The sequence below is a fragment of the Campylobacter sp. P255 genome (assembly GCF_003627915.1).
Taxonomy (GTDB): Bacteria; Campylobacterota; Campylobacteria; order Campylobacterales; family Campylobacteraceae; genus Campylobacter_D.
Map to the genome: position 1 here is coordinate 22624 of NZ_NREN01000003.1, position 20834 is coordinate 43457.

The 20834-nt window shown below is 30.1% G+C and carries 26 protein-coding genes; 16 read left to right on the forward strand and 10 right to left on the reverse strand.

Translation table 11 applies throughout. From position 1 onward, the window contains the following. Positions 1-109 precede the first annotated feature (109 nt). The 5 genes from CKA54_RS02150 (at position 110) to CKA54_RS02170 (ending at position 4602) form a co-directional block, all read left to right on the forward strand. Positions 110-658 (forward strand): ATP-binding protein, encoded by a 549-nt coding sequence (locus CKA54_RS02150; RefSeq protein WP_120759597.1) that lies wholly within the window; start codon positions 110-112, stop codon positions 656-658. Positions 659-671: 13 nt separating this feature from the next. Next, on the forward strand, positions 672-1364 hold the full coding sequence (locus CKA54_RS02155; protein WP_120759599.1) for a dUTP diphosphatase: 693 nt from the start codon (positions 672-674) through the stop codon (positions 1362-1364). Beyond that, a complete protein-coding gene (locus tag CKA54_RS02160; protein WP_120759601.1) occupies positions 1361-2071 on the forward strand; it encodes an EI24 domain-containing protein in 711 nt (236 codons plus the stop codon). Before CKA54_RS02155 ends, CKA54_RS02160 begins: the two co-directional genes overlap by 4 nt. After that, entirely contained in the window at positions 2064-2471 is a 408-nt protein-coding gene (locus CKA54_RS02165) for a pyridoxamine 5'-phosphate oxidase family protein (RefSeq protein ID WP_120759603.1), read from the forward strand. The genes CKA54_RS02160 and CKA54_RS02165 overlap by 8 nt, the downstream gene beginning before the upstream one ends. Positions 2472-2604: 133 nt before the next feature. Beyond that, positions 2605-4602 (forward strand): methyl-accepting chemotaxis protein, encoded by a 1998-nt coding sequence (locus CKA54_RS02170; RefSeq protein WP_120759605.1) that lies wholly within the window; start codon positions 2605-2607, stop codon positions 4600-4602. A 32-nt stretch (positions 4603-4634) separates the two neighbouring features. On the opposite strand, the gene fldA is transcribed toward CKA54_RS02170, so the two are convergent. The 5 genes from fldA to CKA54_RS02195 form a co-directional block, all read right to left on the reverse strand. Next, a complete protein-coding gene (gene fldA / locus CKA54_RS02175) occupies positions 4635-5126 on the reverse strand; it encodes a flavodoxin FldA (RefSeq protein ID WP_120759607.1) in 492 nt (163 codons plus the stop codon). Then, on the reverse strand, positions 5127-5840 hold the full coding sequence (locus CKA54_RS02180) for a hypothetical protein (protein ID WP_172586658.1): 714 nt from the start codon (positions 5838-5840) through the stop codon (positions 5127-5129). It abuts the gene before it with no gap. Further along, positions 5822-6139, reverse strand: a complete 318-nt coding sequence (locus CKA54_RS02185) for a DUF2325 domain-containing protein (RefSeq protein ID WP_120759610.1) — start codon at positions 6137-6139, stop codon at positions 5822-5824. Before CKA54_RS02185 ends, CKA54_RS02180 begins: the two co-directional genes overlap by 19 nt. An 85-nt stretch (positions 6140-6224) precedes the next feature. Next, entirely contained in the window at positions 6225-7358 is a 1134-nt protein-coding gene (truD, locus tag CKA54_RS02190) for a tRNA pseudouridine(13) synthase TruD (RefSeq protein WP_120759790.1), read from the reverse strand. Then, positions 7327-8148 (reverse strand): thiamine-phosphate kinase, encoded by an 822-nt coding sequence (locus CKA54_RS02195; RefSeq protein WP_120759612.1) that lies wholly within the window; start codon positions 8146-8148, stop codon positions 7327-7329. Before CKA54_RS02195 ends, truD begins: the two co-directional genes overlap by 32 nt. Before the next feature lie 97 nt (positions 8149-8245). Here CKA54_RS02195 and CKA54_RS02200 point away from each other — a divergent pair, with 97 nt between their 5' ends. The 11 genes from CKA54_RS02200 to CKA54_RS02250 are packed head-to-tail and all read left to right on the forward strand — an operon-like array spanning position 8246 to position 16168. Further along, entirely contained in the window at positions 8246-8884 is a 639-nt protein-coding gene (locus CKA54_RS02200; protein WP_120759613.1) for a DUF5644 domain-containing protein, read from the forward strand. A 9-nt stretch (positions 8885-8893) separates the two neighbouring features. Next, positions 8894-9598, forward strand: coding sequence for a hypothetical protein (locus CKA54_RS02205; RefSeq protein WP_120759615.1), 705 nt, complete (start codon positions 8894-8896; stop codon positions 9596-9598). Continuing rightward, positions 9582-9977, forward strand: coding sequence for an ornithine carbamoyltransferase (locus CKA54_RS02210; RefSeq protein WP_120759616.1), 396 nt, complete (start codon positions 9582-9584; stop codon positions 9975-9977). The genes CKA54_RS02205 and CKA54_RS02210 overlap by 17 nt, the downstream gene beginning before the upstream one ends. After that, positions 9970-10629, forward strand: coding sequence for an RsmD family RNA methyltransferase (locus CKA54_RS02215; RefSeq protein ID WP_120759618.1), 660 nt, complete (start codon positions 9970-9972; stop codon positions 10627-10629). The genes CKA54_RS02210 and CKA54_RS02215 overlap by 8 nt, the downstream gene beginning before the upstream one ends. A gap of 57 nt (positions 10630-10686) precedes the next feature. Continuing rightward, complete coding sequence (locus tag CKA54_RS02220) at positions 10687-11733, forward strand: flagellar basal body P-ring protein FlgI (RefSeq protein WP_120759619.1); 1047 nt, start codon at positions 10687-10689, stop codon at positions 11731-11733. Then, entirely contained in the window at positions 11733-12098 is a 366-nt protein-coding gene (locus tag CKA54_RS02225; protein ID WP_120759621.1) for a rod-binding protein, read from the forward strand. Before CKA54_RS02220 ends, CKA54_RS02225 begins: the two co-directional genes overlap by 1 nt. A 59-nt stretch (positions 12099-12157) precedes the next feature. Further along, positions 12158-12364 carry a hypothetical protein gene (locus CKA54_RS02230; protein WP_047208039.1) on the forward strand — a complete coding sequence of 69 codons (207 nt, stop codon included), beginning with the start codon at positions 12158-12160 and terminating at the stop codon, positions 12362-12364. A 42-nt stretch (positions 12365-12406) separates the two neighbouring features. Next, complete coding sequence (gene flgN / locus CKA54_RS02235; RefSeq protein ID WP_039662981.1) at positions 12407-12841, forward strand: flagellar export chaperone FlgN; 435 nt, start codon at positions 12407-12409, stop codon at positions 12839-12841. Between the two features lie 11 nt (positions 12842-12852). Continuing rightward, the gene (flgK, locus tag CKA54_RS02240; RefSeq protein ID WP_120759623.1) at positions 12853-14682 is read left to right on the forward strand and encodes a flagellar hook-associated protein FlgK; all 1830 of its coding nucleotides are present in this window, start codon (positions 12853-12855) and stop codon (positions 14680-14682) included. After that, complete coding sequence (locus CKA54_RS02245) at positions 14682-15431, forward strand: TIGR02757 family protein (protein WP_120759625.1); 750 nt, start codon at positions 14682-14684, stop codon at positions 15429-15431. Before flgK ends, CKA54_RS02245 begins: the two co-directional genes overlap by 1 nt. Beyond that, entirely contained in the window at positions 15416-16168 is a 753-nt protein-coding gene (locus tag CKA54_RS02250) for a TSUP family transporter (RefSeq protein WP_120759627.1), read from the forward strand. Before CKA54_RS02245 ends, CKA54_RS02250 begins: the two co-directional genes overlap by 16 nt. Here the strand turns inward: CKA54_RS02250 and CKA54_RS02255 are convergent. From CKA54_RS02255 to CKA54_RS02275, 5 genes are read right to left on the reverse strand one after another with little or no spacing between them, the layout of a single operon-like run. Further along, complete coding sequence (locus CKA54_RS02255) at positions 16165-17325, reverse strand: type II secretion system F family protein (protein ID WP_172586659.1); 1161 nt, start codon at positions 17323-17325, stop codon at positions 16165-16167. The genes CKA54_RS02250 and CKA54_RS02255 overlap by 4 nt on opposite strands. Then, positions 17322-18845 carry a GspE/PulE family protein gene (locus tag CKA54_RS02260; RefSeq protein WP_120759631.1) on the reverse strand — a complete coding sequence of 508 codons (1524 nt, stop codon included), beginning with the start codon at positions 18843-18845 and terminating at the stop codon, positions 17322-17324. Before CKA54_RS02260 ends, CKA54_RS02255 begins: the two co-directional genes overlap by 4 nt. Then, positions 18842-19168 carry a CDC27 family protein gene (locus tag CKA54_RS02265; protein ID WP_120759632.1) on the reverse strand — a complete coding sequence of 109 codons (327 nt, stop codon included), beginning with the start codon at positions 19166-19168 and terminating at the stop codon, positions 18842-18844. Before CKA54_RS02265 ends, CKA54_RS02260 begins: the two co-directional genes overlap by 4 nt. Beyond that, positions 19149-20540: a pilus (MSHA type) biogenesis protein MshL gene (gene mshL, locus CKA54_RS02270; RefSeq protein ID WP_120759634.1), complete on the reverse strand. Its 1392-nt coding sequence runs from the start codon at positions 20538-20540 to the stop codon at positions 19149-19151. Before mshL ends, CKA54_RS02265 begins: the two co-directional genes overlap by 20 nt. After that, positions 20512-20823, reverse strand: coding sequence for a hypothetical protein (locus CKA54_RS02275; protein ID WP_143297920.1), 312 nt, complete (start codon positions 20821-20823; stop codon positions 20512-20514). The genes mshL and CKA54_RS02275 overlap by 29 nt, the downstream gene beginning before the upstream one ends. Between the last annotated feature and the right edge of the window lie 11 nt (positions 20824-20834).

Here is a 20834-nt window from a genome sequence, read left to right on the forward strand (position 1 = left end):
TTTATCTCCCTAATATTTGAAATTTGCAAAGTTAAAACTTTGCAAATTTTTGTTTAATTTTAAAATAAATTGCCGATATAGCTTTTAATCATGATTTGAAAGGAATAATATGCAAATTTCTAGCTACAATTCTCAAAATTTTTCCATGGATATAAAAACAAAAAACGGCAATCATCTTTCTTTTTCAATGTATGACAAAAAAGAGGCAAAATTTGACAGAGATGGTAACTCTGCTACTTTAAGCCTAAGAAATCAATTTGGCTTTTCATTTTCATATAGTGGAAGCAAGCTTTCAGAAGAAGAAATTGAAGAAATCAAAGAAGCTGTTGCAAAAGTACAACCTCAAATCGATGAGTTTATGAAAAACTCAAGAGTAGGAACTTTAAAACCAAAAGAAATTATAACTACTGCGATGAAGATTGGCAACGCTTTACCTGAACCAAAAGATGAAGAACATAAAAAAGCAACCTTACACGAATTATTTAATACCATGGATAAGAGTTTAAATAAAGAAATGGAAAAAACTGATCTTGCGGACATTAAAAAACAAATTTTCCAAGATAGCACAAAATTATTAGAAGAAATTTGGGAACAGTATAAAAGTCAAGAAGAGAAAGCAAAAGAGGAAGAAAACAAAGAATTTGGATTTTATGCATAAAAAAGGAAAACAAATGGAAGTAAAAGATATTTTAAAAAGCATGCTCGAACTCCAACAAAAACTTAATGATGATACCAATGGTATAGGTTGGGAAAATGGCTATACCAAAGAAGGAAAATTAATCAGCTTTAGAAGATGTATTTATATGGAGTGTGCCGAACTTGTAGATTCTTTTGCTTGGAAACATTGGAAAAGTATACATACGCCTGCAAACTGGGATAATGTACGCATTGAGATTGTTGACATATGGCATTTTATCTTGAGTTTAATCTTAGAAGAGTACAAAGAAAAACAAATCACTGATAAAAATTTTATCGCAGAAGAAGTTTCTTCTGTAACTTTTTTTGATGATTTTTGTAAAGAAACTCCTAATCCAAACGAGGCTGATGTCTATGGAATATTAAATGATATTGAACTTATTATCCATAAATGCAGTGGTTTTGATTATGATTTGGGCGAACTTTTAAGCGTGTATTTTGTATTAGCTAGAAAATGCGGTTTAAATTTCTTCGAGCTTTATAAAACCTATATTGGAAAAAATATCTTAAATCAATTTAGACAAGAAAATGGTTATAAAGATGGAAGCTATAAAAAAACATGGAATGGCATAGAGGATAATGAAGTTTTAAATCAAATTTTAAAACAAACTTTAGAGTATAATGCTATTTACCAAAAACTTCAAGAAGCTTACAATCAAATCAAATGAATATCTTTTACCTAAGCTTGCAAGATTTTCTTAGCAAGCCTTTTTTAAAATTTTCCATTTTACCTTTTCTTTTAAGTTTGCTTGTTTTAGCTTTGCTAGTTTTTTATACTTATGATGTCTTTTTTTCTTATATCGATAGTGCATTAAGTGGCTCTTTTATGGCATGGTTTTTTAGCTTCTCCATAGTGCAATTTTCACTTGCATTTTTAAGTGCAATTGGAGGTTTTTTTATTGTAGTTTTTGCTTCAGTATTTTTAACAATGCTAATTATTTCATTTTTAACACCTTATATTGTCAAAAAAATCAATCAAAAATACTACAATCATCTCATCAAAAAAGAAGTTCATTTTCTAGAAGTTCTACTTAAAAGCTTTAAATTTTTATTTATTTTTTGCTTGCTACTTGCTGTGGCAACTTTTTTACTGATTATACCTTTTGTTAGCATTGTAATTTATTATGCTGTTTTTTATTATTTATTTCATAAGCTCTTATTACTAGATGTCCTTAGTAATGTTTTAGACCGATCTTCTTTTGATAGTTTTTATAAAAACTCTTCGCCTTTGTATTTTAAAATAAGTACATTGGTATTTTTCACTTTATCAAGTATTCCTTTGTTTGGATTATTTTTGCAAGTATTTTATGTAATATTTTTAACACATTTAAGCTATCAAAAAATCTTAAATTTAAAAGCCAACAATAATGGATAAAAGAATAAAAACTTTTATCCAATCTCAAAAACTTCTCACCCTCAGCATGCTTGATGATGATGGAGGGGTATATTGCGCGAGTTGTTATTATGCTTTTGATGATAAAAATTTATCCTTAATTTTTGCTAGTGAAGAACACACTAAACATATTCAACTTGCTCTTAAAACTCCCAATGTTGGAGTTAACATAGCCTTGGATACTGATGTGATCAACCTCATCAAAGGCGTACAAATTAAAGCACATTTTCAAACTGCATCCAAAGAACAAGAAGCACTTTACTATCACGCTTTTCCTTTTGCAAGATTAGCCAAAGCTTCTATTTTTACTCTTAAGATACAATGGGCAAAATACACCGATAATAAAATTTTACTCTCCAAGAAATTAGAATTTTTTATTTAAAAAATGACTCAAAAAATAATATTTATTAATAAATTTAAATAATATTTATAATTTTTTAAATATTTTTTGAATAAAATCTTATTAATTAACCCAAAATATTACAAAGTCAGTATTGACTTTTCAAGGAGAAAATATGCTCTTTTCAGCAAAAAAGTATCTATTAGGTAATTTTTCAAACAAAATAGCCTTTTTAGTTTGTATCTTCGTTGTGGTGCTACTATGTGTTTTAGGTGCATTCAACTATGTTAAATCCAAGTCTAATAGTCATACTTTATTAGTTCAGTTTCAACAAAAAGTTGCTTTTGATGTAAGTAAAAGATTTGACCTATATGCAAGCGATAGACGCAATGTAATTCACTCATTAACAAAATATCTCAAAGAAAACAAAAATTCCCTTACACCAGAACAATATACCAGTTTGTTAAAATCTATCGGCGACTCTTTGGGTTTTGATCTAACATATGTAGGGTTTGAAGATGGAAGAATATTTAGATCAAATGGCAACAATCAAACACCAGATAGCGGATATGATCCAAGATCTAGAGGTTGGTATCAAGAAGCTAAAGAGAAAAAACAACTTGTCGTAACAGAACCTTATATTTCATCTAGTATGCAAAAACCTACCATTTCTTATGCTAGCCCTATTATAGAAAATGGTCAAGTAATAGGTGTCGTTGCAGCTGATTATGATTTGAAAAAATTCTCAGAAGAAGTTTTAGCAATCGGAAAAACACCTTATTCGCATGCAGCAGTTTTGGCAGCTGATGGTACATATTTATTTCATACTGATTCATCAAAAATTCTTACTTCAACCCAAATTAGTAAAGATATCATAGGAAGTTATTTTAAAACACCTGAAGGTGCAAACAAGACCCTTTCAAAAGATATTTTTAAAATACAAACTCAAGAAGAAGGCACCAAAGCTTTAATCTGCAATGGTAGTATTAATCCAAAATACACTATTTGTAGTATAGCAGATTATGATTTTTATAGTGATGCTGCAAGATCAACACTAATGGAGCAAATCATTATTTCCTTAATTGCTATTTTTATCACTATAGTGTTTATTAGAATGATTATTTCTTATAATCTCAAACCTATTACGATCATTTCTTCAGGTTTACATGATTTCTTTAATTATTTAAACCACAAAGATGCACATTCTCACCCTATTAAACTAAAAACACAAGATGAATTTGGGAAAATGGCAGATGAAATCAATGAAAATATCATGATCATTAAAGAAGCGCTTGCCAAAGATGCAAAAGCTATTGAAGAATCTGTTAATGTAGCTAAAAAAATAGAAACAGGTGAACTTGATTTACACATCACTTCCCATGCAAACAATCCACAAATTCAAGAATTAATAGAAGTATTAAATAGTATGCTTGCAACCTTGCAAAGAAAAATTGGTAGCAATTTAAATGATATTCAAGCTGTATTTGATAGCTATCAACACTTAGATTTCACCGCAACCATTGACACTCCAAAAGGTGATGTTGAAAAAGCTATCAACAGTCTTGGAAACGAGATCAAAAACATGCTTTTACAATCACTCAATCAAGGCGAATTACTCAACCAAAAAGCTGAAGCATTAAAACAAAGTATGCAAGAACTTACCAACGATGCCACCCACCAAACCTCTTCTTTACAAGAAAGCGCTAGAGCATTAGAACAAATGAATTCGGCTATGAGTGAAATTTCTATTAAAGCACAAGATGTAGTAAAACAAAGCAATGACATAAAAAGCGTAACCACGGTGATTTCAGATATTGCTGAGCAAATTAACTTACTAGCTTTAAATGCTGCTATTGAAGCTGCTAGAGCAGGAGAGCATGGTAGAGGTTTTGCTGTAGTTGCCGAAGAGGTAAGAAATTTAGCTGAAAGAACACAAAAATCTTTAGGAGAAATCGAAGCAAATACTAATATCTTGGCTCAATCTATTAGTGATATGGGAGAAGCAATCAAAGAAGAAGCAGATGATATTAGTCAAATCAACGAATCTGTTGCTACCATAGAAAAACTAACTCAACAAAATTCACAAACAGCAATACAAACCAATAACATTGCAAATGAAGTGGATTCTTTAGCACAAGATATACTCAGTGAAACAAAGAAAAGAAAGTTTTAAATTTATAAAAGATGCCTTATGGCATCTTCGTATTAAGAAAAGTGAGGTTTAATTTGCTCTAACCAAGTATCAATTCTACTTTCAGTTAGATCTTCATGGTTATCATTATCTAAAGCTAATCCTACAAATTTATCACCTTCTACTGCATCGCTTGATTCAAAAGTATAACCACCTGTAGAAACAGCACCTACCAAATTTGCACCCGCAGCTTTTAAAGCCTGAGCTAATTTTCCCATAGCACTGCAGTAAGTATCTGAATAACTTTCGCTATCACCCATACCAAAAACTGCAACTGTTTTACCACTAAGACTTAGTGATGAAAAATCAAATCCGTCCCAATCATCTTGAAGATCTCCACTTCCCCAAGTTGAAGTACCACAAATTAATTTATCATAAGAATTGATTTTATCTGCATCAATATCTGCGATATTAAATACATCTGAAATTCCTAATTTTTGTGCAATCATATTTGCTGCGCCTTCTGTGTTGCCCATAGAGCTACCATAAATTACTGCTACTGACATTTAACATCTCCTTAAAATTTGATTATTAATAGTATAGGGAACTAATTTTAACAAAGTTTTGTTATTTTCACATAAAATATGTCTGATTTCTTTATGTTGAGTGAAATTTTTATTTCTTGGATACACAATATAAAATCGCTCAAAAGAATTTTCTCTTATAAAACTTAAAGCCATTTCAATATCTTTTTTATTATCATCATAAAATAAAGGCATTATAGCCATTTTATTATCAATAACAATCATCTTGCCCCAAATATCTACTTTAGCTTTTACATTGCTTCTACATATTTTCTCATATACAAAACTTTCAAAGCCAACTTGTGGATTTAATATAAATTCTGACGATAAAAATACATGCTGAATCATCTTTGCCATAGTATATTTTGGACTTTTATCATCAAGATTTAACTGCGCTAAACTACCTTCCATAAAAGCTTTGATGATTTTATGTGAGTAAGGACAAAAGTATTTTATCTTTGTTCTTTTTATAGCAAAACTTTTACACATGCTTTGAATTTTTAATTCAAAAATATTTCTTATACTGCTAGCTTTTTTAGCATAAAAATAAGACACCTTTAAATCATTATCCACCAAAGCATTGTATAAATTTAAAAATATATCATTAATATACTCTTGCTTTAAATCCTTAAAAATAACAGGAACAAGATCTCCTTTTGCATTAAAGCCAAACATACTCAAGCCTTTTTCATACATTCATAGCTTTGATCTAAACCAAATACCTTACAATACTCACAATAAACACAACTCACGCTTCTTTTGGCGCATACTAAAGGTATATTGCGCTTTTTTGCCTCTGTTTTGATTTTTTTCATAGTATTATGATTTAAAAAGCTAGTCAGCATAACTATGCATTCGGTATTTTGAGGGATAGGCTTTCTATTAACCCTATTTTCATTTCTAGCATCCCAATGCTCTATGTTTTTTGCACCTAAATTTGTCAAAACCGCCTTAATTGGAGTGATTTCATCCGCACCGATAACCAAAACTGACATTGAGTTTTCCTTTTATAAAAATGATAATTGTTATTATAATTTATAAAAGATAAATTTTAACTGATACTCAATATCAATTTTAAAATTATATATTATGAGTTTGCTCAAAGATATCCGTGTGTAAAATTTCCTCCAAGACCACCGTTGCATATGAGCCTTTTTGCAAGAAAAACTCTAAGGTAAAATGGGCTTTTTCCTCATCATAGTAACTTTTACAATCTTGCAAATAAGACCACATAAAGCGTCTTGATCCTTGCATTTTATCTTTAAATTCATAAGCAAAAGAAAAAACTTCATTCTCTAGCTTTTTCGCTAAACCATCACCAGCTTCAAACGCTTTTGATCCTAGTAGCAACCCCATTGCGCTAATATCTCTTCGGTAAAATCTTTCCAACTCACTTGATAAATCTTCACATATAAAGCACTTGCCAAATGGATAATGCCCCAAAACATCACCCTTTAAAAGTTTAAAAAATTGTTTTTGTTGTTTTAAGCTTTTAATTTCATCCTTACCTAATGCATAAATTTGTTGCAATTCTTTTTCATTAAAATCATTGACAAAATGTGAAAGTTCAATTCTTTTACTTAAATATCTATTGAAAAGTTCACTTTGAAAAGCAGAAATTAAAAATTCTTGCATTTTTTTATTTTTGATTTTTTTACCTTTTAAAATCTCTAATCCTTGCAAGAAATTGTCTTGAAATTTGCCAAAACGCTGATACCCAAAATAATTAGCATAGCCTTGCTCTTGGATATTTTTAAAAGCTTGATCAATTTTTAATGCATCTACTTTGGAAACTTTTTTTAATCTTATAAAAAAAGAATTTCCTTTTAAATGCCCTATTCTAAGCTTATTATCATGATAAAAACTGTCTAAAATTTTCATTTTATCATGTTTAAAATTTTTCAAACTCTCTTCGTATTTTTTAGGCATAGAGATATATTGAAAGGTCAAACCCTGCTTGTCTTTTAGACCACTATAGCCAAAATCTCTCATCTTAATACCGCTATGTTCACTCAAAATTCTCAAAGCTTCACTTGTACTAAGATCTTTTTTTTGTAAATGCAGTACTAAATGTTCCCCTTTACCACTAAATTCATATAGCGGTCTTTCTCTAACCACAAAATCACTGCTATTTTTTGAAAAATGCACATTAATTGGGGTGTGCTTTAAACTATATAAGGGTTTAAAAATGATGTTCTCTTCCATAAAATTTATACCTTCCTGTGGTTGTTTTTGCAAAAATATTTAATTTAACTCTATGTTTTTTGGCTAAATTTTGTATCAATGCTTTATGTTTTTTATCAAATGCGAATAAAATTTCATATTCTTCCCCACTATTTAAACTTAGTCGGTCTATTTTTTTTAGAAATTTTACACCAAGATGATTTAAAAATAACATTCTCGAAAGATCTTTATTTAAACCATCTGAAATATCCATACTTACTCTTACTTTTTTTGCAATATCATAAAAAAAATTTTGTCTTAATTTAGGCTTTATAAAACGGTGTTTTGAATGCAATTTTCCACCTCGAAGTAAAATATTTAAACCTTTTAAACTATCTCCTAATTTTCCACTAAAAGCAAGCAAATCTCCTCGTTTTAAACCTTTCCTAAAAATTGCCTTTTGATTAACTTTTGAAATAATAGTAATACTAATATTAATCTTATCGCTAGCAGTTGTATCACCGCCTATGATTTGCACTCCAAATTCTTTAGCAGTATCCAACAAGCCTTTTTGTAAAGACTTAATTTGTTTCATATCTAAACACTTTGGCAAAGAAAGACCCAAAAGGGCGTATTTTGGAGTAGCATTCATCACGATAGCATCAGAGATATTCACTAGCATTGCTTTTGCGCCAATTTGCTCTAAACTCATCCAAGAACGCTTAAAATGAATATCCTCGCAAAACAAATCCTTAGAATAACAATATCCATCTACAATAGCACCATCATCACCATTGATAGAATTTGCAAAAGCACTTATGATTCTTTTTTCTTTATCCATGTGAATATTTTATACAAAAAGCATTTAATTTTATATAATAATCAAATTTTTATAAGTTTAAAATGTATATAATGGAAAATAATAGCAAGGATAAATTATGCAAATAACTTTAAGAATTTTTCGTTTTGATAAAAACAGTGATTATCTAGCCTACTATAAACCCTATGTTTATGATAGCAAAAACTTTAACAGCGTTTTTGATATCTTAACACAGGTAAAAAAAGATGATATATATTTTGACTTTGAAGAAAATCCAGAAAGTTGCATTAAAGTCAATCAAGTTTCCATTAGACAAAGAAGAAACCTAAACAATATCATCGAAAGATTTGGCAATGAACTTATCATAGAACCGCTAGATACCAAAAGGGCTATAAAAGATTTGATCATGGATAAAAGCGATTTTTTAGAAAAGCTAGAGCTTTTTAAAGATCTAATTGACACTCACGATGTAGAGTTATACAAACAGTATGATTTTTTATATTATACAAGCGAAGTGAGAGAATTTTTACCTGAGTATTTAGGTGATAGTTTCTTTATCTTTGCATACAAAATGCTACTAAAATATCCAGAAAAAACACCACAATTTCTTAAACTTGTAGCAGATGAAGAAAAAGGAATTTACTACCATACAAAATTTAAAAATTTCATTTCTTCTAATGAGTTAGATTATGAATCCTACATCAATGAACTAAAAATGATGCTTGTAAAAACAGGCCTTGCAAGAAGTATTTTTTAAGGAATGAAAATGTATAAAATCTACACCAATAACAACAATGACTTGTTTTGTTATTTTGATATTATCAAAAATGCTTTAGATATAGTCGGCGTTGAAAGTTCACTTTGCGAAAAACCCTTAGGAAAAAATTATTTTATTATTGATTATGATCCAAAAGATATCTTAGATGAATATTCTAGAATGATGAATGAAGACAATATCGCAGCATGTGAGTATGGATCTTATGAAATTATGAGCAAAATCGAACCAATTCAATATGCTCCAAGAATATTTTTAGATCATCTTAAACAAGAGCATATTAAACACTTTTTTGATCAATTTAATATAGGTGTATATCAAGGATTTTCAGACGCGGAGTGCTCTTTGGAATTGGCCCAAATTCTCAAGGCTAATACGATTGATTTTGAAAGAAAATACAAAAGCTGTGGTTATAGTTTTTTAAATTTAAACACGGAGCTAGCATATAAATGTGCCGCCTCTATTGTGCTAGATGCATATGATAGCGGATGTGATTTTTTAGTAGTGGAAGACTTTTACTCTTTTTATATGTTTGATAAATGCGCAAAAGAACTACAAGTAAGCTCAAATAGAAATTTTGAAGATTTTTATATTTTAAGCTTTGCAGAACTTGCAAATTTAGCCCTAGGTATAGTACCATACACTTTAAAAAAACATAAATTAAAAGTGAGTTTAATCAATGAAAATCGCTCTTGAATGCAAAGATTTAATTTTAGAAAAAACTCTAGAAGTTGCTTTAAAAGATTTTTTAGTTTTAAAGAAAGATTGTGATTTTTTAGTATGTGATGAAAAAATTAACACACAAAAGCCACAATTTATCATCAATAAAAAATCCAACTTCCTAACCTTACCTTTTAGTATGGAAGAGTTACTCAATGCTTTAAATGATTTTAATGCAAGCTTGCAAAATATTGCCTACAAAATAGCAATGCGTGAGAAAAAAATCATGAATCAAAAATGCGAAGCTATCTTAGAACAATTACGTCAAGAAAGTCACGAAAAAATCGATGCATTGTTTGATCTTTACAAAGCAGAACTTAAAAATCTCATCAAAGAAGAAAGCAATAATGCGTAAAAATCCAGAATATCAAAGTGTAAAAGATTTTTTAAATTCCTATAAAGAAAAAGAAAAGAAAAAGTCTAACGCCAAAAAAATACCTAAAATTTACACTAGCATAGAAAGCGGAATTTACAAGGGTAAAAAAATTCTACTTCCTAGTTTAGATACCACAAGAAGCACCAAAAGTATAGTAAAATCTTGTGTTTTCAATGTCTTACGTTTTTCATTGCAAAATAAGGTTTTCATAGAAGCTTTTGGCGGAAGTGCTTTAATGGCACTAGAAGCAAGAAGTAATGGCTGCTTAAAAAGTTATGCTATAGAAAAAGACAAAAAAGCTTACGAGATTGCTTCCAAAAACGCTTCTAGTATTGATCAAAATACCATTTGTTTTCACGATGATACTTTCAAAAAAACTCCTCAAATCATTCAAAATTCTCAAGAGGATATCATTTTATACCTTGATCCACCTTTTGATATTAGAGAAGGTTTTTTTGACATCTATCAAAAAACACTTCAGTTAATAGAAAACATCTCAAACACCAATGTAAAAATCATCATCATAGAACACCATAGCACTTTTAAAACACCTGCTGCTATACAAAATTTTGAAAAAAATAAAGAAAGAAAATTTGGCTCAACTACTCTAAGTTTTTATAGTCTTACTTGATTTTGGAACTTTTTTTGCTTTAATCTTATGTAAAAGCATAGATTAAAGGAAGAATCGATGAGAATATTATTTTTAAGCTTAGCACTAAGTTTAAGTGTTTTTGCTGCCACTATTAAAGAACTTACCAATGTAGTAGGTGTTAGAGATAACCAACTTATAGGATATGGTTTGGTTGTGGGTTTAAATGGAAGCGGAGACGGCACAAGTAGTGAATTTACCCTACAATCAATCTCAAATATGCTTCAAGGTATGAATGTAAAAGTTAGCCCAGGCGATATAAAATCAAAAAACACAGCAGCTGTAATGGTTACAGCAAAACTTCCTGCTTTTGCAAGAAGCGGGGATAAACTTGATGTAAGCGTAGCTTCTTTGGGTGATGCAAAGTCTTTACAAGGTGGCACCTTGTTAATGACAGCTCTAAAAGGGGTTGATGGTGAAATTTATGCAGTAGCTCAAGGCTCCTTAGCTATAGGTGGACTTAGCCCAAGACCAGGTGCTACAGGGACGCATTCAACCTCAGCAAATGTAATCAATGGCGCAGTAGTTGAAAGAGAAATACCTCAAAATTTCAGTCAAACAGATGATCTGATTTTAAGCTTAAAAGATGCTGATTTTAAAACAGCAAACAATATTGAAAGAGTTTTAAACACAATCTTTGATGCAGATATTGCTAAAGCATTAGATTCAAGAACCATTAAACTTACTAAGCCTGAAGAATTTTCTCATGTTGAATTTATGGCAAGAGTATTAGAGCAAGATATCGCTTATACTCCTGAAAGTAAAGTGATTATTGATGAAAGAACTGGAACTATCGTAGCTGGTGTAAATATAGAAGTTGAACCTATATTAATCACCCATAAAGATATCACGATAAAAATTGATCCCAACAATACTGTAGCTTTAGGACAAAATGAAATCGATATGAAAGATGGTGGAATTTTAGATCCTGTATCTAATACTTTAAAAATCACAAACAACAAAACAACCGTAGCAAACATAGCAAGAATGCTTAATAAACTTGGCGCAGCTCCAAATGATATCATAGCTATTATGCAAAATTTAAAAAGAGCTGGTGCAATTAGCGCTGAATTAGAGGTAATATAATGAGAGTGGATAATTACTTAGCGAGTAAAAATTATAGCAGTGAGCTTTATGAAAGCATTACCAAAAACAACAATAGCTACAAAGCTGCTAAAAACTATGCAGATAGTGCTTTTAAAAATGATTTAACTCATATACAAGCATTAAATGATGAAGATAAAGCTTTAAAAGAACAAACTGATGCTTTTGAAGCTTTTTTAATCAAAAGTGTTTTGGATATTTCTTTAAAACAAGAAAATTCTTTATTTGGAAAAGATGCAAGCGATGAAATCTATTCATCTATGTATAATGATACTATGAGTAAAGCATTAAGCGGGGGGTTAGGTTTTTCAAAATTATTATTTGATTATTTAAAAGAAAGGGGTTAATTTATTTTTTAAGTGTCGATATAGTTCTTAGAGTTTTTCAATAGAACTGGAGGCTTAAAATGATAAACCCTATACATCAAAGTTATGTAGCTCAAGTCGCTACTAATGATATAAACAAAACAGAAAACAAAGAAAATAACAAGGCAAAAGAAACTCAAAAGGCAGAAGAAAGTAAAGCATCTATCATTGCTTCTCAAATTAAAAATGGCGAGTATAAAGTAGACCTACAAGCTACTTCTAAAGCAATAGCAGATTCTTTATTATAGTTTTTATCCTTTTTTGGGTTAGTGCCTAAGAAAGGATAAAAAATGGTTAAACAATACTTAGACGAAACAAATTCTATTTTAGAAAAACTCATCAATCTTACTCTAGAAGATATTGCTCAAATTCAAACTGCTAACCACAAACATGTAAGTCAAAGCATTGAAGATAAAACTAAACTTGTAAGTGATTTTCAACTTGCTAAAAAAAATCTTGATAAAGCCCTAGTAGATCTTAGCAATCAAGGCAACAACAAAGGCTTAGATGAACTTTTAGATGAAGAAGATAAAGAAAAATTAGCACTCTTAAAGCAAAATTTAAATACCTTGCACCAAAAAAACAAAGAATACGCTAAATTAGTACTCATCATTAAAAACTTTTATGACAATCTTTTAAACACGATGTTTGAACAAAGTGGAACAAATAATGCTTATGGAGATCAAAAAACTATTCCAGATTCACTATTTAAGATCAATGTTTAAAGGTTAAGATTATGGGAATTTTTGACAGTTTATATACAGGAGTTAGCGGTATTAGAGCTGCTGAACTTCAAATCAACACCACAGGCAATAACATCGCCAATGCAGATGCGGTTTTTTACACTAGACAAAGAGCTGTACAAAGTTCTGGAATGTCCATTGATAGAGGTGGCTTACACTTAGGAACAGGAACGCAAATTGACACCATCAAAAGATTGCACGATGAGCATTCTTATTATGAGTTAAAAAACGCCTCCACTCAACAACAATACACCAATTACTTGGGGCAAATTCTACAAGAGGCAAGCCAAAGATTTCCTGATATGCAAGGCACTGGTATTTTGCAAGATTATAAAAACTATTATGATGCTTGGAACAACTTCGCTTCTAATCCAAGTGATGGTGCTAGTAAAATTGATCTTGTTGAAAGTGCAAATGTACTCACAAGAAACATACAAAAAACCTTGCAAGATCTTAATAAAATGCAACAAACTGTTAATGAAGAAATTAGACAAACTGTAGATGAAATCAACAACATCGGTCAAGAAATCGCAAATATCAACAAACAACTTGAAAACGAGGAAGTTTTACCAACTGATAATGCCAACCAACTTAGAGATAAAAGAGATGAACTTGAACTTAGACTTTCAAAACTAGTTAATGCAGTCGCCTGGAAAGGAAAAAGCTCTCAAGATAGCACCTTAGAATCAACCATGACAGATTCAGGAAGATATTATGACTTAAGTATTCAAGGTTTTAGCATTGTCAATGGATCTAGTTTTCACCCTTTAAAACTAGACAACAACAATCCTAATGGTTTTTACCAAATTTATTATGAAGTCAATGATGAAAATCGCTATGATTTAACAGGTAAAATTTCAGGTGGACAACTAGGAGCACAACTAGATCTTAGAGGTAGAAACTATGATGGCAATCATGACACTTACAGTGATGGAATTTTACAAGATTACAAAGATATGTTAAATACTTTTACAAAAACACTCATCACACAAACTAATAATGTCTACGCTCAAGCAGCAACTGACAAGGTAAACTCAGACAATCTAAATGGTCTAAAACCTGATACATCTTTGATGAGTTATGATAAAAACATTCAAGCAGGTAGTTTTGATATTATCATATACGACAATGAAGGTAAAGAAGCAGCCAAAAGAACCATAAAAATCGATGTCAATACCACCATAGAAGATGTGATCAAACAAATCAATGCTGATATCGATGATAATAAAGATAGTAAACCAGGCAATGATTTAGATGATTATTTTAAAGCCTTTTACCATTATGATGGTCAAAGCGATAGTGGAAATTTCCAAATCAATGGCTTAAAAGAAGGCTATAAAATAGCTTTTAAAGACAATGGAACTAATTTTCCTGGCGCTTTGAATGTATCTTCGTTTTTTAATGGTCAAGATGCAAATGATATTAATGTCAACTCAAGCATTAGAAACGATCCAAATAGCCTAAAAGCAAGCTCAAATGGTGTTGATGGTAATAACGATGTAGCAAATGCAATGTTGCAACTACAAACCCAAAAAGTTAATTTCTACAACAAAGATGGCACTGTAGACACCATGACTTTAGATGGTTATTATAGAAAATTTACAGGTCAAATTGCTTCAAATGCAGAAAGCAATAATTTTGCACATGCAACCAACACAACCATTTTTAACACAGCATATGCAGAGTATCAATCCAAAAGCGGAGTAAATACCAACGAAGAATTAGCAGCACTTATACAATACCAAGCAAGCTACGGTGCTGCAGCTAAAATCGTAACCACTGTTGATCAAATGCTTGAAACCTTACTTGGCTTAAAATCTTAATGCATATTAAAGCTCTTTTAGATGAGGCTATCTTAAGCAAAAACACTCAAAAAGAGCTTTTTTCTTATCCTGATCCTTTGCAAATTGCAAGTATTTATAAAGACGAAAGTATTGCTTTAATTTGTGCCTTATTTGCATATGGAAATGCCAAGAATATTGTCAATTTTCTAAAAAAGCTTGACTTTTCCTTACTACAAAAAGCCGATGTTGACATCATCAAAGAATGCAGTGCATTAAAATATCGCTTTCAAAATTCTCAAGATATCGCACAAATTTTTATCACACTCAAGCGTATAAAAAATGAGGATAGCATTGAAAATATTTTTACCCAAGGCTATCAAAAAGAACATGATATTATTCAAGGTATTCAAGCCTTTATGGAAAAAGTTTACAAAGTTAACTCTTACCGAAGTTATGGCTATGAATTTTTCTTCTCTAAAGAATTTAACTACCCCAAATCACCTCTAAAACGCTACAATATGTATCTTAGATGGATGGTGAGAAAAGACGAGCTTGATTTAGGATTATTTAAAAATATCAACAAAAAAGACCTACTTATACCCTTAGATACCCACACACATAAAGTTTCATTGAAACTTAAGCTTTTAAAGCGTAAGATTTATGACTTCAAAAGTGTTATGGAACTTACGCAAAATCTTAGAAAACTAGATCCTACCGATCCTGTTAAATATGATTTTGCTTTATATCGAATCGGACAAAATAAGGAAAGCTTATGGAGCTTGAATTAACTTACTATGTGATTTTATTTTTTGTTGCTGCTTTTGCAGGTTGTGTAGATGCTATCGTAGGTGGTGGTGGGCTTATTACCATACCTGCTTTATTTGCCTGTGGCATTCCCCCGCATTTAGCCTTAGCTACCAATAAACTTCAAAGTACCTTTGGTTCATTTACCGCAGTACTAGCTTATAGAAAATCCATGCATATAGAAAAAATAGCTTTAGGAATTTTATTTACTGCTATTGGTGCTGCTATTGGAACTTATGCAGTTTTACTTATTGATCAAGATGCTATAAAAATTGTTGTTTTAATCTGTCTTATTTTGATCTTTTTTTATACAATTTTCAAACCCGATCTAGGACATATTCACAATAAAGCTAAAATGAGTACCACAAGTTTTCAAATCATCTTTGGTTTATTGCTCGGTTTTTATGATGGTTTTTTAGGTCCTGGTACTGGTTCTTTTTGGATTTTTGCTTGTGTGATATTTCTTGGTTTTAGCATGAAAAATGCTAGTATTAATACCAAAATTTTAAATTTCACTAGCAATATCGTAGCTTTAGCTGTATTTTTGTATTCTTATGAAGTGCTTTGGAAAGTTGGAATTTTAATGGGTATAGGTCAAATTCTAGGAGCTTTTATAGGATCAAAATTAGTCTTAAAAACTCAAGGAACTTTTATCAAAAAGCTTTTTTTAACTATAGTTGCTCTAACCATAATCAAAGTTGCTTATGATTATCTTGCTTAAAAAGCTTGATTAATTTGCCACATAGGCAAGAAAACACCTAAAGCCAAGATCAATATTAAAATCGCCATAAAAACAGTCATCAAAGGTTCCAATAAAGAAAAAAATTTTTGAGTATAACTTTCTTTTTTGTATTCATAAAATACTGCAAGCTCATAAGTGCTTTCATCTAACTTTGAACTTTTTAAAGCTAACTTTAGCATTCTTATAACAAAAGGCTCGAAAAATTTAGTCTTAAAAAAAGCTTGATCCATACTAAGACCTGATTCAAAAGATGTTTTTACAGCATACATAGTATTTTTAAAAAATGAATTTCTTATACTTTCGCAAGCTAATCCAAAAGCCCTTTTGACATCAACACCTGATTTTGATAAATAAGAAAAGACTAAAAAGAAGCAAAATTGTTCCTGATAAAGCATGATTTTTCCAAAAATAGGCAAATAAAAAAGCAATTTATGAAAATACAATGCCTTTCTACTTAAATACACTGCAAAAATAAAGCATAAAAGAAGTATTGCAAAATAAATGTAGTATTGATTAAAAAAATCCCCTATATGAAAAAGGATTTGTGTAATTTGTGGCAAATCAAGCTCTAGCTGTGCAAATAAGTTTTTAAATTCAGGTAAAACCAACACCATCAAAACAACAAAAGCTAAAATGATACAAGCAAACACAAACGATGGATAAGCCATAGCTTTTTTAAATTGTTTAAGGTTACGAAGATGTTTTTCTTTTAAATCAATAATAATACCAAAAGCTTGATGTAAATCACCCTTACCTTCACAAATTTTTAAAATAGCACATTCTCTAACACTTAATACATTGGCAAAGGCTTGATCATAAGTGCTTCCATTGCTTAATTTTTGATAAATAATATTAAAAATTTGCGCCACTTGTTTTTCATAATTTGAGCGTGAAAATTCTAAAATAGCTTCTTGCAGGCTCAATCCCGCTTTTAACATCATATTTAAATCTTTTAAGATAAAAATCAAATCCTCATCTTTAAATTTATATTTTACCGCACCAAAATACTCTTCAATACTTATAATTTCAAAATGTGATTTTAAAGCAATCATTCTAGCTTCATATAAATTATTTGCTTTAATAATGCGTTGTTTTGACTTTTCTTTGACAATATAATTAATAATAAATTTTTTCAAATACTTGTCTTTTTTAATTCTTCTATGCTTATTAAACCGCATTTTGCCTTTTCTAAAGCATCAAAACCTAAACCAACAAAACCATTCTTTAAAGCATATTGCAAAATACCTTCATAACTTGAGTTATTTTCTATCATACTTTTGATATTTTGATCTAAAAACAAAAACTCTGCCACCATTAAGCGACCCTTATAGCCGCTATACATGCATTTAGCACATCCCTTTGGCTTATAAAACATTCCTTTTATAGTTTGATTTTGAAAGCAAAATGTTTCAAAACTAGCTTCTTTACATTCACAAAGCTTTCTAAGTAAACGCTGTGCTATGATCAAATTAAGAGAATAAGCGATTAGGTATTCTTTTGCACCCATATGTTTCATTCTATAAACTGCTTCCAAAGCACTGTTAGTATGCAAAGTACTTAACACCAAGTGCCCACTCAAAGAGGCTTTTAAAACTATATCTAAACTTTCCTCATCTCGGATTTCACCCACCATGATCACATCAGGATCTTGTCTTAAAACCGCCCTTAATGCCTTATGAAAATCAAAATCCGCCTTAGAATTTAAAAGAATTTGCTGGGCGTGCTGAAGTTTATACTCTATAGGATCTTCTAGAGTGATAATTTTCTTATCGCGATCAATTTCATTTAAAATAGCATGCATAAAAGTACTTTTACCACTTCCTGTAGGTCCACAAAATAAAACCAAACCATAAGGAGCTTTTATATACGTTTTTAATCGAAGCAACCGATCTTTTGCGATCAGCAACTGATCTAATTTAAATTGTTGTTCATCTTGCTTTAAAATCCTAAAAACAACCCCCTGTCCATATAATAAAGGCATAATAGAAATTCTAAAATCATACTTTTGTTCTAACAATATCTTACTAAAGCTTCCATCTTGTGCTTGTCTTTGTTCGGCTACATTCAACAAAGCAACAATCTTTATATGAGTCAACAAAGCTTGAAAAGATCGTAAATCAAAATCAAGTATTTTGGCTAGATTTCCATCTATTCTATATCTTATTAAGGCTTTATTTTCTAAAGGCTCTAAATGAATATCACTTGCTTTTAAAAAACACGCATAAGATAAAATTAGTTCCAAAAACTGCTCTAATAAAATCTCATCTTGATTTTCATCTTTGCTTAAATGAAGCTCTAAGCGATCAAGATAGTTTTGAAATTTGATTAAAAATTTCACTTTTTCTAGAAAAAATTGAAAAAGTGTAAAAACACAAAGATGTATTTTGATAATTTTCAAACGATGTAAATTTTGTATTTTTTCCAAAACTTCTTCTTCCAAAGGCTTAAAAGAAGCTATACTAACACTTTCTTCATCTTCTTTAAAGCATAATATTTGATATTGCTCTATTAATGAAAGAGGCAAGATGTTAAGGTATTTTTCTAATTCCATATTTTCATGTAAATCTAGATAAGACATTTGATTTTCTAGTGCTATTTGCCTTAAAGTAGATTCATCTAAAAGTTTAAAATCTTGTTCAACTATAGCATAATTCAATTTTCATATCCTAGAAGTTTTTCATACTCTTTTTTAGCTTTTAGAGCATCTTGATGTTTTCCTAGTTTTAATTTAGCATTGATAAATATCAACCATGCATCTTTTTCCAAAAGCTCAAAGTCATTTGCCTCTATAGCCCAAAAAATAGCCTTATTATAATCTTTATTTTGATAGAAAAACTTAGCCAAATTTAAAGCGTTCTCATAACTTGGATGATGAATAAATTTTTCATAAAAAACATTTTGCTCAAAACTTTCATTTTGAATATCCATTGCATTCACAAAGGACAAATAAATAAAAAGGCTAAAACATATCATCTTCATGCGTAAATCCCAAATCTTTCAAGCTAAGTATTTTTTTATCTGCTTTTATCAAACTTGGTTTGATAATAAACACTATTTCACTAGTATCTTCTAAATTTTGTTTTCCTTGAAACAAAGCACCAAAAATTGGAATTTTGGACAAAGCGCTTACTTCGTTATGATTACTAATGGTATTTTTGCTAATTAATCCACCCAAAATCAAAGTTTGCCCATCATCAACTTCAACAACGGTTGAAAGCTTTTTTTGTATAGTATCAGGCGCAATATTTCTTGGCTTATTTTGACGATGGTTATCAACGCTATATTTAAAATCACTCAAACTTGGGTTAATCCTAAGCATAATTTTATGATCATCTGAAATTTCTGGTAAAATATTAAGTAAAATGCCGACAAAAATAGAATAATTATTATAAGTTTCACTAATAGTTGTGCCATTTTCAGTCCCTTTGGAACTTTCTTTTACTTGATAATTAATCGTATCTCCTATAGAAATAATAGCTTGCTGATTATTAAGCGCCATAAGTTTTGGATTAGAAAGCACAGTAGTTTTACCATTTTCTTGTAATAAATTTAAAATAGCTTTAGTTTCAATATTTGATTTTAGATTAATATTTCTTACACCGCCTTTATTGATTATAAAGTCATCCTCATCACCATTTAGTCTAAAGGCCAGCTCTTGCCAATTAATCCCACTTGAATGAGAGTGATTTAAATGCACTGCAACTATACTCACATCAATTAAAACTTGCTTTTTAAGCCTTTTGTTTAAATCACTAAGATATTTTTCAACCCTTTCAAGCTCATATGGCGTAGCATTTAAAGTAATAATTCCTGCATTAGTGTTGATGATGGGTCGGGTTGAATTTTCATCAAGTAAACTTTGAATTTCTTCTGAAATTTTTTCCCAAAAATCAAACCTATCAGTACTAATGACTAAATTATCCGCCTCTTTTGCGTTATCATAATCTCCTTGTCTAGGCCTTGAATCCACTGAAGCCTTGGTGATGCTTTGCCCCTCGCGAATGGAGCTAATATAATGAATTTTAAAAGTTTTTACTTGTCTTCCATAAATTTTTAGAACATTTTTAGTGTATTCATACGCAAGATTATTTTCTTCTAGTAGAAGTTTAAAAATTTCTCTTAAAGAGAGTTTTCTAATATGTAAATAGTTTTGATCATGAAGTAATTTTCCCCTAGCAAGCTCATCTTTAATAATAAGACTAAAACCACATTCTCTACCTAATTCATTTAAAATTTCAAGTAAAGAAGTTTTACTTTCAACGCTAATATCAAAAAATCGCTGTTTACATTCACTTGCTAAAACATCTGTATAAATTAAAAAGCTAATAAATAAAAATATTATTTTTTTCATACAAATCTAAAACCATTCGTTTTTCTTCCTTTATCAATACAACTTGAGAATTTTTTATCTCAGCAATCTTAAAACCATCAATATTATCATTTAAAGCATACCATTTATTGTCAATCTTGACTTTATTTGAAATAATCGCTTGCAAAGAAAAATTAGATTTTATTTTTGTAGTTTTTTGAAAAAAGGGATCTTGAATTACAGTCAAATCAAGACCATCGTAGCAGTCTTGATTTAAAAATAAATGGTTGGCGTGTAAGACACCAACCATCGATAAACTCATCATAAGAAATCGCA